Below are 14,693 nucleotides of genomic sequence, written 5' to 3' on the forward strand. Positions count from 1 at the left end.
TTTCATGGGCATGCAGGAATTCCATGACGGCGAGTTGCGCGACGGTTTTCACTTCCGGGGCGGGCATCCCGCACTCGATCTGGTGGCGACGGTAACGGGGCGTCTGAAGCCGGCGCAGCGCGAGCTGCTCGCCGAGACCGATGATCTGGCACGCTGGCTGGTCGCGGCGGGTTTCGCCGGATCGCCGCTCGCTGCAACGCCCGGGGATCTGGAGCGGGCGCGAGCACTTCGCGAGGCGATCCACGCAATCGTCGACGCGCGGCTGGCTGGTGGAGAGGGCACTCCGGCCGACATCGCCCAGGTCAATGTCGCGGCCGCCGGGGTGCCCGCTATTCCGCAGATCGGAGAGGACGGCCGCGTGCGGTTGCAGGGCGGCGCATCCGCGCTGCTCGCCACGCTGGCGGGGGAGGCTGCCCTGCTGCTCGGCGGCGATCAGGCCTCGCGCATCCGTCGCTGCGAGGCGGACGGATGCGCGATGCTGTTCCTCGATACTTCGCGCGGCGGCGAGCGCCGCTGGTGCTCGATGAAGCGCTGCGGCAACAAGGCCAAGGTCGCCGAGTTCCGGCGGCGGAAGCAGGGCGGGGAGGCTTAGTCCACCGCCTGCAGCAGGTCGCGAAGCTTCTTCGTCGTGTCGTGGCCGCGCAGCACCGAGGTGTAGCATTCGCGGACCACGCCCATCGCGCCCGGCGACATGCGCTCGTCCTTGAGTACCCGGTCGAATTCTTCCTTCAGATAATCCTCGCCACGCTCGATCTCGCTCAGGATCGCAGCATCTCCGCCTCCGAGCACGCGGCGGAAATCCTCCACCCGCCGGTGGATCGTCGCCGCCGTCGAGCCATATTCGGCCGGCGTGCCGCCCAGTTCGCGGCTTTTGGCGGACAGCGCGTCGATCACGCGGCGGCGCTCGTCGGCCATGTCCTCGAAGAACTGGACGAAGCGGCCGGCATCGGCGTGCTTGGCCGAATGTTCATAGCCGCGCACACTGTCGATGGTGGTGACGATCAGGTCGTCGAGCTTGGACACGTCATGGTTGGTGGTCACGCGGGCTCTCCTTGTAAACTGGTAGCGAAGAGAACCCCGCGCACCGCCCGCGGGTTGCCGAAAATGAAGGTTAGCCAGACATTTACGCGTAGCTGACGATCTCGAATTCGGTGCCGTCATGGTCGAGGAAGTAGAAGCGCCGCCCAGGATCATAGTCGGCATGGGCGAACGGGATCAGCCCGGCCTTCACCACCCGCCGTTCGATTTCGTCGAGATCATCGACCAGGATGCCGACATGGTTGAGTGGCCGGCCCTTCTCGAAGATCGCCTGGTCGGGCGTCTCGGGCGGGGTGTAGACCGCGAGATAGGTGCGCTCGTCGCCGACATGGATGGTGCGCCCGCCGTCGCGTGCCGGGCCTTCCCAGCGGACATGCCAGTCGAACAGGTCGCCAAGCAATTTCGCGGCGCGCTCGGGACTGCGCACGGTGACATTCACATGCTCGATATAGGGCTGGGACATGGATTTCCTTTCCTCATTGGATGCCATGCCGCGAGCAGCTACAACCTCAACCTAAGTTGAGGTCAAGCGGGAAATTTCGGTGCGCGGGAACGAACTGCTGACGATCGGTGAACTGGCGGCACGGACCGGAATCGCGGTGTCGGCGGTGCGCTTCTACGAGGGGAAGGGGATCGTCCACCCGATCCGCACCAGCGGCAACCAGCGGCGGTTCCTGCGATCGGACATCCGCCGCATCTCCTTCGCGCTGATCGCCCAGCAGCTCGGCCTCACCTTGCCGCAGATCGCCGAGGAGCTGGGCAAGCTGCCCGAGGGGCGCACGCCCACCAGTGCGGATTGGGCGCGGATCAGCCGCGGCATTCGCAAGCGGATCGAAGTGCAGATCGCCCAGCTCCAGCGTACGCTCGACGATCTCGACGGCTGCATCGGTTGCGGCTGCCTGAGCCTGAAGAAATGTGCGCTCTACAATCCCGACGACCGCGCCGCGCGCAACGGCGCAGGCCCGCGCTTCATCCTGGTCTCGCGCAAGGTAGCGCTCGGCCTGGATTGAGCGCGTGATTTTGTTGCGGGGCAGCGCAAGATTCCTTCGGGCTGCGGCTTTACCCCGCGCCCGTACCCCGCAATAACGCGGCCCCAAGGAGATCGGGGTTTATGCGGAAATACTTGGTTGGGCTTGCAATGATGGGAGCGCCGCTGATGGCGAATGAAGCGCTGGCGCAGAACAAGGACCTCACGCTCGAACGCGTGTTCGCCAGCCCCGATCTGAACGGTCCGCAGCCGCGCGCCGCCAAGCTCTCGCCCGACGGCAAGTTCCTCACGCTGCTGCGCAACCGCGCCGACGAGAAGGAACGCTTCGACCTGTGGGCGATGGACACCCGCACCGGCGAATGGCGGATGCTGGTCGATTCGAAGAAGTTCGGCAGTGGCGCCGAGATGTCCGAGGCCGAGAAGATGCAGCGCGAGCGCGCCCGCATCGCCGGCACCAAGGGTATCGTCACTTATGACTGGGCGCCCGACGGGAAGTCGGTGCTCGTGCCGCTGGACGGCGAACTTTACCGCGCCGGACTCGATGGCAGCGTCGCCAAGCTGCCTGCCAAGGCAGGTCCCAAGCTCAATGCCGAGATCAGCCCCGCGGGCGGTTATGTCTCGTACGTGCAGGACCAGAACCTGGTGGTGATGGGCCTGGCGAACGGCAATCCCAAGCCGATCACCGAGGATGGCGCCGGTACCGTCCATTGGGGCGAGGCCGAGTTCGTCGCGCAGGAAGAAATGGCTCGGTTCAAGGGCTATTGGTGGGCACCGAACGATCGCTATGTCGCCGTCGAGCGTTTCGACGAGGCGCCGGTGGGCGTGGTTACCCGCGCCGCGATTGGCGCCGAGGGCACGCAGCTCTTCCAGCAGCGCTATCCCAAGGCCGGCACGCCCAACGCCAATGTCGAACTTTACGTCATGGATCCGAACGGCGACCACAAGGTCGGCGTCGATCTGGGGACCGACAAGGACATCTACCTTGCCCGCGTCGACTGGTCGAAGGACGGCAAGACGCTCTACGTCCAGCGCGAGAATCGCGAGCAGACCGTGCTCGACCTGCTCCAGGTCGATCCCGCCACCGGCAAATCGACCGTGCTGTTCAGCGAGAAGGCGCGTGCGAAGAGCTGGGTGAACCTGTCCACCGCGCTGACCCCGCTCGACGACGGCAGCCTGCTCTGGTGGTCGGAGCGCGACGGTCATGGCCATCTCTACCGCTTCGCCAAGGGCAAGTTCGCCCAGATCACCAAGGGTGATTGGGAAGTCACCCCCGATGTCGTCGGCGTGGACGAGGCCAAAAGCCGCGTCTTCTTCCTCGGCAACAAGGACGGCGTGCTCGAACGGCACCTCTATTCGGTCGACTACAAGAAGGGCGGGGCGATCACCCGCCTGACCGAAGCCGGCTGGTGGAACGAGGCGACGATGGATCCCTCGGGCACCCGCGCGATCGTCAAGCGCTCGAACACCGGACAGCCCGCCCAGACCTATCTGGCCGACGCCACCGGCAAGCGCATCGCCTGGGTCAACGAGAACGCGGTAACCGCCGCCGATCACCCCTATAGTGCCTATCTCGCCCAGCATCGCGAGCGGACCTTCGGCACGATCAAGGCGGCCGACGGCTCGACGCTCAACTGGGAGATGATCACGCCCAAGCTCGAGCCGGGCAAGAAATACCCGGTGTTCTTCCAGCACTATGGCGGCCCGCATTCGCAGACGGTGAGCAAGGCCTGGGGCGGCGCGCTCCAGCAGTATCTCGTGTCGCGCGGCTATATCTGGTTCCAGCTCGACAATCGCGGCTCGGCCAATCGCGGCGTCGATTTCGAGAGCCAGATCTGGCACGCGATGGGCACCGTCGAGGTCGAGGACCAGGTCGCCGGCGCGAAGTACCTGAAGACGCTTCCCTATGTGGATGCGAGCAAGGTGGTCACCTATGGCTGGTCCTATGGCGGCTACATGACGCTCAAGATGCTGGAAAAGGCGCCGGGCGTGTTCGCCGCGGGGGTCGCCGGCGCGCCGGTGACCAAGTGGGAGCTGTACGACACCCATTATACCGAGCGCTATATGGGCGACCCGAACAAGGTGCCCGAGGCGTACAAGGCGTCGGACAATATCGGCGAGGCGGCGAAGATCGCCGATCCGATGCTGCTGATCCACGGCATGGCCGACGACAATGTCGTGTTCGAGAACAGCACCGCGATGGCCGCGACGCTGCAAAAGGCCGAAGTGCCGTTCGAGATGATGTTCTACCCCGGCCACACCCACCGCGTCGGCGGCCCGGGCATCAGCGTCCATCTCTGGAACACGATCCTCGACTTCCTCGATCGCAAGACCGGGGCGAAGTAAGCCTCTGGTGAACGGCCGTCGGTAAGGAGTTGGATCCGGTCCAGCCAACTCCTCCGTCACCCTGAACTTGTTTCAGGGTCCAACTTTCCGCGAGCGGTATCGCCTCGGGCACGTTGGGTGCTGAAACAAGTTCAGCATGACGGCATGGGACGGAGGGCCGAATATCGATTTGGCTCAATATCTGCGACTCGACGCAGATATCTTGCTGACCTATCCTTCCCCTCGCTTCGGCGGGGGGAAGAGTGATGACGGATGCGACAGGGGCGGCGTTCGCGCCGGTGAGCGGCAAGGCACGGATCGACGTGCTCGACATGCTGCGCGGACTGGCGATCCTCGGCATCTTCTTCATGAACATCCCCTTCATGGGGGCGCAGCTTTCCAGGCTGTTTCGCGATCCGCGCCTGATCGGCTGGGACCCGCTAGACCAGGCGAGCTGGTGGGGAATCCAGGTGGTGCTGGAGGGTACGCAGCGCGGCCTGCTCGAAATGCTGTTCGGCGCCGGGCTGATGGTCTTCGCCCGGGTGGCGATGACGCCCGATGGACCAGTCGCGGTCGCCGACCTCTATCTGCGGCGCAACCTCTGGCTGCTCGGCTTCGGCATCTTCGATCTGTTCATCCTGCTCTGGGCGGGAGACATCCTCCACATCTATGCGCTGGCCGCGCTGCTGCTCTTCCCGTTCCGCCGGCTGAGCGCGAAATGGCTGGTGGTGCTCGGCCTGGGCTTTGCGCTCTACACGGCAGGCACCGGCGCGCTGCGCTATGTCGAGCGTGCGGCGCTGGTCGAGCGGGTGCAGGTCGCCGAGCGGAAGCTTGCCGCGCATCAGCCGGTGACGCCCGCGGAGAAGAAGGCGCTCGAGGAGTGGCGCAAGAAGGTCGAGCGGCTGCGCACCGGTGGCGACGAGATCAAGGGCATCGCCGAGATGGAGGCCAAGGGGCACGGCGGCAGCTTCCTGGCCTATGCCGGGATGCAGATCGGCTTCTACCAGATGTTCCTCTGGCCCGAGATATTGAAGAGCGTGGCCGAGGCGTTCTGCATGATGCTGATCGGCATCGCGCTATGGAAATGGGGCGTGATCCAGGGCGAGCGCAGCGCGCGCTTCTACCTGCTGCTGATGCTCGCCTGCTACATCCCCGGCATGGCCATGCGGGTGGTTGCGGGCCACGAATTCCTGTCCAATGTGCCCGGCCCCAAGCTGTTGTGGATGACGCAGGAATTCGCCCGGATGGCGGTGTCGATCGGACATGTCGCGCTGGTCAACCTGGCGGTGAAGAGCGGGGTAGGGCGGGTGATCTTCGGGCCGTTCAAGGCAGCGGGGCGAACCGCCTTCTCGCTCTATTTCCTGCAGCAGATCATTGGGATCTACATCCTCTACGCCCCCTGGGGCCTTGGGTTGTGGGGGCGGCAGAGCTGGTCGGACCTGGCGGGCACGGTGCTGCTGGTGATCGGCGGCCAGCTGCTGCTCGCCAATCTCTGGCTGCGTTTCTTCAGCGCCGGCCCGCTCGAATGGCTGTGGCGCAGTCTGGCCTATCTGCGCTGGCAGCCCTTCCTCCGGCGCGCGAGTCCGGTGGAAGCCTAGCGCCGCCCCACCGCGCCCGGCATCGTCCCGTCCGGACGCCGGCACACCGCCCGCGTCTCGGTGCCGTCATAGTGGCACAGGTCGATCCAGGGCTCGCCGCCGGTGGCGCGGTTGCGGCCATAGTCCATCATGCAGCGCATGAATTCGGGGATGAACATCGCCCCACGCTTGGCTTCCTTGAGCGGGCCGCAGGTGATGCTGCCGTCATAGGTCGGCCGGTAGTTGCGATAACCGTCCGCGCTGACGAACCAGATCGCGCCGCCCGGCCGGCTGAGCCGCAGCGCGGCGATCGAGCCGACCTCGAGCTGGTTGACCATGATCGCCTGCCCGCGCTGGGCGGCGCGCAGTGCGTCGGCCTTCTTGTCGATCTCGGCGGGATAGCCCGGCATCACATCCTGATCGGGCGGCAGCCAGGTGGAGCCGTTGCGGATGACATAGATCTCGCCCGGCTTGGCGGGCGCGGCTTCAGGCTGGCGTCCGGTCAAGCGCGCGCGCTCCCGGCGGACGATCTCGCTCGCGACCCGCTGCGCATCCGCCACCGAGGCGAGGAACACCGACTGGCGCACGCCGCCGTCATAATAGGTTTTCCCGTCCACCCGCACCTGCTGGTAGAAGACCGGCACTGCCGCCGATGCCAGCGCCGCGCCCGCCAGGCACTGGGTCGCCCTGGCCAGGTCCGCATCGCTGTTGCCATAGGGCGCGAGCAGCTCCTGCACATCGACATAGCCGAACTCGCCCGAATTGGCTTCGATCAGCCCGAGCAATACCTTGCGCGTCTTGCTGTCGCGCAGCGTCCTGACGATGCACACCCCGGCGCGCCCCTGGGGCGATTTGGGATCGTAGATCGCCGGGCAGATGCGCTGCTCGAAGCGGCGGCGCAGCGGCTTGAGATTGGCCAGCGCGCCGTTGATCGCCGCCATCGCCTGCAGCCCCTCGCGATCGACGATGTCGCTTTCCTTCGCCGGCGAATAGGCCGCGGTCAGCGCAGCGCGGATCGCCACACCCTCGTCATCCTGCCGATCCAGCCCGGCGCCGACGAACAGCGATTGCAATGCGCCGGTACTCACCCCGGTCACCACCCCGAAATCGGGGAACTGCCGGTTCTCGACCAGCTGGTTCATCAGCCCCACGCCGAACGCGCCCCATTGCCCGCCGCCGGAGAGCAGCAGCACCGGCCGTTCGGGGGCAGGGGGGGCAGCAGGATCGGCGGCGAGCCGCGCCAGCTCGGCGGAAGCGAGCCGGTTGGCCAGCTCGCGCTCCGCCGGCGGCAGCGCCTCCAGGTCGAGCGCGCGGATCTGGCGCTCCAGCGGGGTCAGCTCGATCGGATGGATGAAGCTGGCGAAATTGGCGCAATCGAGCTTGAGCGCGCCCTTGAAGGCGCAGCTGCCCAGGCTCAGCCCCATCAGCACGATCAGCAGGATCCGCCGCATCATCCCCTCCACTCTTTTCGGGTCGGTAACAAAGTTGCGTGAAACGCGTCTTGCGTGAAATCGACAAAAAGCCCAGCCATCGCGTGAAACAAGCAGCGCTTGCTTGCGCATATGCTGGGATGCGCGTAGCGCGGCCCCAGTTTCCACCCTGGAGTAAGTGATGGGCTACCGTGTCGTCGTCGCAGGCGCCACCGGCAATGTCGGGCGCGAAATGTTGAACATCCTGGCCGAGCGGGAATTCCCGATCGACGACCTGGCCGTGCTGGCCTCGTCGCGCTCGACCGGCGATATTATCGACTTCGGCGAGACCGGGAAAACCTACAAAGTCCAGAACATCGAGCATTTCGATCCGACCGGCTGGGATATCGCGCTGTTCGCGATTGGCTCGGAGGGCTCGAAGCTCTATGCCCCGAAGTTCGCTGCCGCCGGCTGCACGGTGATCGACAATGCGTCGCTCTACCGCATGGACCCGGACGTGCCGCTGATCGTGCCGGAAGTGAATCCGGAAGCGATCGACGGCTACAAGGCGCGCAACATCATCGCCAACCCGAACTGCTCGACCGCGCAGATGGTCGTGGCGTTGAAGCCGCTCCACGATGCCGCCAAGATCAAGCGCGTCGTCGTCGCGACCTACCAGTCGGTCTCCGGCGCGGGCAAGGCGGGCATGGACGAGCTGTTCGAGCAGTCGCGCAACATCTTCGTCGGCGACAGCGCCGAGCCGAAGAAGTTCACCAAGCAGATCGCCTTCAACGTGATCCCGCACATCGACAGCTTCCTGGACGACGGCTCGACCAAGGAAGAGTGGAAGATGGTCGTCGAGACCAAGAAGATCCTCGATCCGAAGATCAAGGTCACCGCCACCTGCGTGCGCGTGCCGGTGTTCGTCGGCCATTCGGAAGCGATCAACATCGAGTTCGAGGACGAGATCTCGGCCGAGCAGGCCAAGAACATCCTGCGCGAGGCGCCGGGCATCATGCTCGTCGACAAGCATGAGGACGGCGGATACGTCACGCCGATCGAATGCGTCGGCGAATATGCCACCTTCATCAGCCGAGTCCGCGAGGATTCGACGGTGGAGAACGGCCTGTCGATCTGGTGCGTTTCGGACAATCTCCGCAAGGGCGCCGCGCTCAACGCGGTGCAGATCGCCGAGCTGCTGGGCCGCCGTCACCTCAAGAAGGCCTGACCGGATGATAGCGGGCGGCTGCCGCTGCGGCGCCGTCCGCTACACCCTGGCAATGGACGACCTGCCGGCCGTCTATTGCTGCCATTGCCGCGACTGCCAGACGGGTTCGGGCAGCGCCTTTGCCGAGCAGGCGCCGGTGCGCGAGGCCGCGCTGGCGATCGTGGAAGGCGAGGTGGTGGATTTCACGCTGCCCACCTCGAACGGCGCCATCTCGCGCCACTTCGCCTGCGGCATCTGCCACACGCGTCTCTACAATGTGAACAGCGGCCGGCCGGGCCTGGCGATCGTACGTGCAGGCACGCTCGACCGCAGCGACGAGCCCAGCCCGCGCCTGCATATCTGGACCAGCCGCAAGCAGCCCTGGATCGTCATCGCCGACGACGTCCCGCAATGGCCGGAAAGCGCGCCGATGGCGGAATTCGCGGCGCTGCTGTTTCCCCGGGAAGCGGCGGAGTAGCGGATCCCCGGCGAAAGCCGGGGCTCAGGGTTTCTCTGCCGTGCCGTTCTTGGCCCCCGGCTTTCGCCGGGGAACCGGAGATCAGAAGCTCGCCCAGGCCTCGGCATCGCCGATCGGCTTGGCCGGCGCCGGACGAGTGCTCGCCAGCGGCTTGAACCCGCGCGGAGCCGAAGCCGCGGCCGGGCGGCGCCCGCCATCTTCGATACGGAAGGTGCTGGCCTGCGCATCGAGGCGGCTCACCTGGTCGGTCAGCGCCCGCGCCGCCGCCGAGGTTTCCTCGACCATCGCCGCATTCTGCTGGGTCGCCTGGTCCATCGTGCCGATCGCGGTGCTGATCTCGCCGATCGCGGTCGACTGGGCCTGGTTGTCCGAAGCGATCGTGCCGAGCAGCTGGTGCACTTCGCCCACCGTGTCGACGATCTCCGAAAGCGCGCCATCGACGCGCTCTACGGCGCCCTTGGCAGTCTCGACCTCGGCCTGGGTGACGGTCAGCTGGTCGCGCGCACGCTTGGCTTCCTCCTCGGCGCGCATGGCGAGCGCGGAAACGAGGTCGGCAACCACCGCGAAACCGCGGCCCGCCTCGCCGGCACGGCCCGCCTCGACGGCCGCGTTCATCGCCAGAACCCGGGTCTGGAACGCGATCTTGTCGAGCCCCTCGATAACCGAGTCGATGCCCTTGGCGCTCTCGCTCACCCGGCTCATCGCCTGCACTGCCTCATCGGCGGTCTCGCGGCCCGAGCCGACCACTGCGATCGCCGCATCGGCGCGGGTGACCGTCTGGCTCGCGGCATCCGCGGTGGCGCGCAGGCGCTGGTTCATCTGGGTGACGGCGGCCGAGGTCTCTTCCAGGCTCGCGGCATTGCCTTCGGTGCGGCGCGCGAGATCCTCCGACGCGGCGGCGATTTCCATCGAGCCGGTCTGGATCGCGCCGGTGCTTTCCATCACCGTGCCGATCAGCGCGCGCAGGCTGGAGAGCGCGCCGTTATAGTTGCCGCCCAGCTCGGCATAGTCGCTCGGGAAGTCCTTGCCGACATCCGCGGTCAGGTCGCCCCCGGCCACGCGCTCCAGCGCGCCGCCCAGCATCGCCATCGCCTTTTCGCGCTCGATTTCGCCCAGCCGGTGCTTGGCCTCGGCCGCGGCCTTGTCGTTGGCGGCGACGCGGAAGCGCTCGAGCGCGCGCGCCATCTTGCCGATCTCGTCCTCGCTGCGGCGGTCCGGGATCGTGACGGCGGTGTCGCCGGCCGAGAGATGCCCCATCGCCTCGGTCATCTGGGCGAGCGGGCGGAACATCGCGCGGCCGATCAGGAAGCCGATCGCGGTGACCAGCAGCGTGATCAGCGTCGCGGTGATCGCCATCGACGAGCGGACCGACTGGATCGCCGAGAGCACGTCGCTGCGCGGAATGCCGACATAAAGTACGCCGACTACCTTGCCGCTGGCGTCCTTGATCGGATCATAAGCGGTGAAGAACTGCTTGCCGAGGATCTCCGCGGTGCCGCGATAGGGCTTGCCCTGACCGAGAACCGAATCCTTCGCCGGCCCCGCCGCCAGCGGCGTGCCGACCGCGCGGCTGCCATCGGGCTTGAGCACATTGGTGGTGATGCGGGTGTCGCCCGCGAACACGGTCGCGGTGCCGCCGACCAGCCGCTTGATCTCGTCCACCGGCTGGGTCCAGCCGTTGAGCTTGTGCTCTCCGACATAGAGATCGGTGCCGTCGGCGCGGAAGGCGCCTTCGTCGTTCAGCACCTTCCAGGCGACGCGCATGTTGGTCTCCTGGCGCTCGGCCGCGACGCGCTCGGCGTCGGCGGTGAGCACCCGGTCGCTCAGTACGAAAGTGGCGAGCGCGAGCACCAGCAGGCTGGAGATCGTGATGATCGTGGTCTTGGTGGCGAGGGGAAGGTTGGCAATTCGGTCGCGCATGGAAATCTCGTTTGGCCACGCCAGGATGGCGCAGGAAAAAGCGGAATTTCCATCATTATAGGGCGGTTACACGGTTACATGTTGCGGGTGCGAAGTTACGCAAGTGTAATAATTTGTTGCGCGTGCCGTCGCGGCGGAAATCAGCCGCCGCAGCTATAGTCGGGCGGGTAGATCGAACGGCCCAGGTCCTTGCGCACGCGCCGGGCGAGGTCGGTCGCCTCGTGGTTGCCGAGCTTCTCGGCACTGTCCAGCACATCGGCGAGCGGGCCCGAGCAGCCGCCGGCCTTGTTGAGCATCGCGACCATCCGCGATGCGCGGATCGCGCCGTCCTCCGGGCCTTCGCGCGCCGGCAGGAACCAGCCGAGCTGCAGGGCGGGAAGGGCGCGCTCGTCGTCGCGATAGGCCTTCTTGTCGACCGGATCGATCACCTTGGTGCCAAGCAGGATCGCGCCCGCCGCCGCAGCCATGGTGCCGACGCGCGACGGGCTGGTGGTCACGCGGGCAGGATCGGGCATCGCATAATAGCTGAGCAGCAGCGCGGCGAGCGCACGGGCACTCTGCTTGTCCTCGACCAGCGCGAGTGCGTCGGGATCCACTTCGATGCGGTCCACCCGTGCGCGGGCGAAGACACCGCGCTCGTCGGCCGGGATGGTGGCCAGGGTGAAGTCGCCGCCATTGGGGGTGAGTTCGTGCAGCGCGACGTCGAGCTGCTCGATGGGGGCAGGGCGAGGTGCGCCGGCCGCACCCAGCAGCAGTGCGGCCGAAGCCAGGGCAAGTCCGCGTCCCAACATAAGCATCCCCTCCATAAGGGTGCGATGATAGCGCCGATCGGTGGCATTCGCGAGCTGCTTCGACCGGCGCCGACCCGCGCACGACGAAGCCCGATATTTACGTGGAATTGACTGATCCAGGTTAGACCGGTCCCTTCTCTGGGGTGGGTCGCAACGCGTGGTGGAAACGGGCAATGCCGGATTGGCGCCGGTGCGGGGCAAGGCCCGCATCGATGTGCTCGACATGCTGCGCGGGCTGGCGATCCTCGGCATATTCTACATCAATGTGCCGTACATGGCCGCCAGCGTCTGGACCTTCTCGGCCGATGTCCGGCTGATCGGCTGGAGCGCGGCGGACCGCGATGCCTGGTGGGCGGTGAACCTGTTCTTCGCCGGCACCCAGCGGTGCCTGCTCGAATTCCTGTTCGGCGCGGGCATGATGGTGTTGGCGCGCAAGGCGATGGAGCCCGACGGGCCGGTCGCGATCGCCGACCTCTATTATCGCCGGAACCTGTGGCTGCTGGCGTTCGGGCTGTTCGACGTGTTCGTGCTGCTCTGGCCGGGCGATATCCTCCACATCTACGCGCTCGCCGCGCTGTTCCTGTTCCCGTTCCGCACGTTGGGTCCAAAGACGCTGGTTGTGTTGGGGCTCGGCTGGGCGGTGTTTACCGGGCTCGGCATCCCCGAATATGGCGCGCGCGAATATGTCGCGCGAACCGAGCTGGTGCAGAAGGTCGAGGCGGGCGACGCAGCGGCGCTGACCGAATGGCGCAAGCTCGAAACCCATGCGCCCGATATCCAGGCAGTCGCCCGCGAGCATGCGGCGCATCAGGGCGGTTGGCTCCCCTATGCCAGGAATGCGTGGCGCTACTGGAGCTATCTCGCCAGCGAATGGCTGGTCTGGGATGTGCTCGAGGCGTTCTGCACGATGCTGATCGGCGTCGCGCTGTGGAAATGGGGCGTGATCCAGGGCCTCAGGAGCGCGCGTTTCTACCTGTGGCTGATGGTCGCTGGCTACGGGTTCGGGCTCACCGCGCGCTGGATCGGGCTGGCCGAGACGCTCAGCTTCTCGCCCGGTCCGCGCAGCTTGTGGATCACCGGCGAGTTCGCCCGGATGGCGATCGGCCTCGGCCATCTCGCGCTGGTCAATCTGGTGGTGAAGAGCCGGAGCGGCGCAGCGGTGCTGGGCTTGTTCAAGGCGCCCGGCCGCATGGCCTTCTCGCTCTACTTCCTCCAGCAGATCGTCGGGATGTACATCCTGTTCGCGCCCTGGGGTTTCAACCTGTGGGGCCGGTTCGGCTGGGCCGAGATGGCGGCGATCTCGACGATCGGGATCGTCGCACTGGTCGCCTTCGCCAATCTATGGATGCGCCACTTCGTCAGCGGCCCGCTCGAATGGGCGTGGCGCAGCCTGGCCTATGTGAAGCCGCAGCCTTTCCGGCGGGCGGAGCTCAGTGCCCCGCCGCAGCCGGATCATTGTCCACTTTCCCGCCCGGCTTCTGCAGCAGCACCACCAGCGGCACGCTGATCGCGGTCACGATCGCCATCAGCCAGAAGTCGTTGAGATAGGCGATCATCGCCGCCTGGCGGTTCACTTCGGCGTCCATCATGCCGGTGATCATCGCGCCCTGCTGGCCCATGCCCTGGATCAGCGAGCCCATGCCGTTCATGGTCGTCGCGGTGACGTGCTCGCCCAGATACTGGTGGCTGCGCTGGATATTCTGCGCCAGGATCGCGCTCACCGCCGAGATGCCCACCGACGCACCGATATTGCGGGTCAGGTTGAGCAGGCTCGATCCCTCGGTGCGGAAATGCGGGGGCAGGCCGGCAAAGGCCAGGCCGTTCAGCGGCATGAACACCAGGCCAAGGCCCAGGCCCTGGACGAAGCCCGAGACGATGAAGGGCGTGCTGCCCATCTCGATCGTCCAGCCCGACATCTCCCACAGCGAGACCGCCGCGATCGCCAGGCCGATGCCAACGGACCAGCGCGGATCGAGCCAGCCGCGCTGGATCAGCTGCGCGCCGGCGAACATCGTGATCACCACGCCCACGCCGCGCGGCATCAGCAACAGGCCGGTGTCGAACACCGAATAGCCGTAAAGGCTCTGCAGCATCGGCGGCAGCAGCGCCATCGTCGCCATCATCACCAGGCCGATCACCATCATGAAGAAGATGCCGGTGACGAGGTTGCGATGCTTCCACAGCTCGCGCTCGAACATCGGGTTCTTGCCGGTGAACAGGTGGACGAAGAACATCCAGAAGGCGATGATCGACACCAGCATCTCGACCCAGATCTCGGTGGAGGAGAACCAGTCCTGGTCCTGCCCGCGATCGAGCATCAGCTGGAGCGAGGCGATGGCGATGGCGAGCAGCGAGAAGCCGAACGCGTCGAACTGGCGCTTGCGGATCGGTCGCGAGGGGAGGAGCCACCAGAGGATCGCGAAGCACACCACGCCCACCGGCAGGTTGACGTAGAACACCCAGCGCCAGTCGAAATTGTCGGTAAGATAGCCGCCGATCAGCGGGCCCATGATCGGGCCGACCATGATGCCCATGCCCCAGATCGACATCGCCTTGGGCTGGTCCTCGGGCTTGTTGATGTCGAGCATCACCGTCTGGCTCAGCGGGTTGAGGAACGCCGCGGTGATGCCCTGCAGGATGCGGAAGGCGACCATCTCCTCCAGCGTCTGCGCCGCGCCGCACATCGCGGAGGCGATGACGAAGCCGACGGTGGAGATCAGGAAGAGGTTGCGCGAGCCGATCCGGTCGGAGAGCCAGCCGGTGATCGGGATCGCGATGGCCGAGGCGACGATATAGCTGGTCAGCACCCAGTTGATCGTGTCGCGCGTGGCGCCGAGCGACGCCTGCATGTGCGGGATGGCGACGTTGGCGATTGTCGTGTCGAGGATCTGCATGATCGTCGCCATCATGACGCCGAGGGTCAGCAAGCCCTTGTACTTTACGGGCAGTGCTGCGCCGCCCCC

At 66.2% G+C, this 14,693-nt stretch carries 13 protein-coding genes; 7 read left to right on the forward strand and 6 right to left on the reverse strand.

Going from position 1 to position 14,693, the window contains the following annotated elements:
• Positions 1-4: 4 nt before the first annotated feature.
• The gene (locus O3305_RS01965; protein ID WP_269574920.1) at positions 5-592 is read left to right on the forward strand and encodes a CGNR zinc finger domain-containing protein; all 588 of its coding nucleotides are present in this window, start codon (positions 5-7) and stop codon (positions 590-592) included.
• Here the strand turns inward: O3305_RS01965 and O3305_RS01970 are convergent.
• Entirely contained in the window at positions 589-1,041 is a 453-nt protein-coding gene (locus O3305_RS01970) for a ferritin-like domain-containing protein (RefSeq protein WP_269574921.1), read from the reverse strand. The genes O3305_RS01965 and O3305_RS01970 overlap by 4 nt on opposite strands.
• A gap of 82 nt (positions 1,042-1,123) precedes the next feature.
• Entirely contained in the window at positions 1,124-1,501 is a 378-nt protein-coding gene (locus O3305_RS01975; RefSeq protein WP_269574922.1) for a VOC family protein, read from the reverse strand.
• A gap of 79 nt (positions 1,502-1,580) precedes the next feature.
• On the opposite strand from O3305_RS01975, the gene soxR reads away from it, so the two are divergent.
• From soxR to O3305_RS01990, 3 genes are all read left to right on the forward strand, one after another.
• A complete protein-coding gene (soxR, locus tag O3305_RS01980) occupies positions 1,581-2,048 on the forward strand; it encodes a redox-sensitive transcriptional activator SoxR (RefSeq protein WP_184167326.1) in 468 nt (155 codons plus the stop codon).
• Positions 2,049-2,149: 101 nt separating this feature from the next.
• Positions 2,150-4,369, forward strand: coding sequence for a S9 family peptidase (locus O3305_RS01985; RefSeq protein ID WP_502958183.1), 2,220 nt, complete (start codon positions 2,150-2,152; stop codon positions 4,367-4,369).
• Positions 4,370-4,614: 245 nt separating this feature from the next.
• A complete protein-coding gene (locus O3305_RS01990; protein ID WP_269574924.1) occupies positions 4,615-5,946 on the forward strand; it encodes a DUF418 domain-containing protein in 1,332 nt (443 codons plus the stop codon).
• Here O3305_RS01990 and O3305_RS01995 read toward each other — a convergent pair.
• Positions 5,943-7,379, reverse strand: coding sequence for a patatin-like phospholipase family protein (locus tag O3305_RS01995; RefSeq protein WP_269574925.1), 1,437 nt, complete (start codon positions 7,377-7,379; stop codon positions 5,943-5,945). The genes O3305_RS01990 and O3305_RS01995 overlap by 4 nt on opposite strands.
• Before the next feature lie 157 nt (positions 7,380-7,536).
• Between O3305_RS01995 and O3305_RS02000 the strand changes: the two genes are divergently transcribed.
• Both O3305_RS02000 and O3305_RS02005 read left to right on the forward strand, forming a co-directional pair.
• The gene (locus O3305_RS02000; RefSeq protein ID WP_269574926.1) at positions 7,537-8,562 is read left to right on the forward strand and encodes an aspartate-semialdehyde dehydrogenase; all 1,026 of its coding nucleotides are present in this window, start codon (positions 7,537-7,539) and stop codon (positions 8,560-8,562) included.
• Positions 8,563-8,614: 52 nt separating this feature from the next.
• Complete coding sequence (locus O3305_RS02005; protein ID WP_269574927.1) at positions 8,615-9,019, forward strand: GFA family protein; 405 nt, start codon at positions 8,615-8,617, stop codon at positions 9,017-9,019.
• A gap of 81 nt (positions 9,020-9,100) precedes the next feature.
• Here the strand turns inward: O3305_RS02005 and O3305_RS02010 are convergent, their stop codons facing one another.
• Positions 9,101-10,939, reverse strand: a complete 1,839-nt coding sequence (locus tag O3305_RS02010; protein ID WP_269574928.1) for a cache domain-containing protein — start codon at positions 10,937-10,939, stop codon at positions 9,101-9,103.
• Positions 10,940-11,079: 140 nt separating this feature from the next.
• Complete coding sequence (locus O3305_RS02015) at positions 11,080-11,730, reverse strand: hypothetical protein (protein WP_269574929.1); 651 nt, start codon at positions 11,728-11,730, stop codon at positions 11,080-11,082.
• Positions 11,731-11,887: 157 nt separating this feature from the next.
• On the opposite strand from O3305_RS02015, the gene O3305_RS02020 reads away from it, so the two are divergent.
• Positions 11,888-13,237 carry a DUF418 domain-containing protein gene (locus tag O3305_RS02020; protein ID WP_269574930.1) on the forward strand — a complete coding sequence of 450 codons (1,350 nt, stop codon included), beginning with the start codon at positions 11,888-11,890 and terminating at the stop codon, positions 13,235-13,237.
• Here the strand turns inward: O3305_RS02020 and O3305_RS02025 are convergent.
• On the reverse strand, positions 13,161-14,657 hold the full coding sequence (locus tag O3305_RS02025) for a DHA2 family efflux MFS transporter permease subunit (RefSeq protein ID WP_353739217.1): 1,497 nt from the start codon (positions 14,655-14,657) through the stop codon (positions 13,161-13,163). The two genes, O3305_RS02020 and O3305_RS02025, sit on opposite strands and share 77 nt — an antisense overlap.
• Positions 14,658-14,693 lie beyond the last annotated feature (36 nt).

The organism is Sphingomonas sp. NIBR02145 (assembly GCF_027359115.1).
GTDB classification, from domain to species: Bacteria; Pseudomonadota; Alphaproteobacteria; order Sphingomonadales; family Sphingomonadaceae; genus Sphingomonas; species Sphingomonas kyeonggiensis_A.

What these genes read in the sequence shown, in the direction of transcription:
- O3305_RS01990 (WP_269574924.1), top strand. Translation starts at nt 4,615, where the DNA reads ATGACGGATGCGACAGGGGCGGCGTTCGCGCCGGTGAGCGGCAAGGCA.
- O3305_RS02010 (WP_269574928.1), bottom strand. Translation starts at nt 10,939, where the DNA reads ATGCGCGACCGAATTGCCAACCTTCCCCTCGCCACCAAGACCACGATC.
- O3305_RS01965 (WP_269574920.1), top strand. Translation starts at nt 5, where the DNA reads ATGGGCATGCAGGAATTCCATGACGGCGAGTTGCGCGACGGTTTTCAC.
- O3305_RS01995 (WP_269574925.1), bottom strand. Translation starts at nt 7,379, where the DNA reads ATGATGCGGCGGATCCTGCTGATCGTGCTGATGGGGCTGAGCCTGGGC.
- O3305_RS02005 (WP_269574927.1), top strand. Translation starts at nt 8,615, where the DNA reads ATGGACGACCTGCCGGCCGTCTATTGCTGCCATTGCCGCGACTGCCAG.
- O3305_RS01985 (WP_502958183.1), top strand. Translation starts at nt 2,150, where the DNA reads ATGCGGAAATACTTGGTTGGGCTTGCAATGATGGGAGCGCCGCTGATG.
- O3305_RS01975 (WP_269574922.1), bottom strand. Translation starts at nt 1,501, where the DNA reads ATGTCCCAGCCCTATATCGAGCATGTGAATGTCACCGTGCGCAGTCCC.
- O3305_RS02015 (WP_269574929.1), bottom strand. Translation starts at nt 11,730, where the DNA reads ATGTTGGGACGCGGACTTGCCCTGGCTTCGGCCGCACTGCTGCTGGGT.
- O3305_RS02000 (WP_269574926.1), top strand. Translation starts at nt 7,537, where the DNA reads ATGGGCTACCGTGTCGTCGTCGCAGGCGCCACCGGCAATGTCGGGCGC.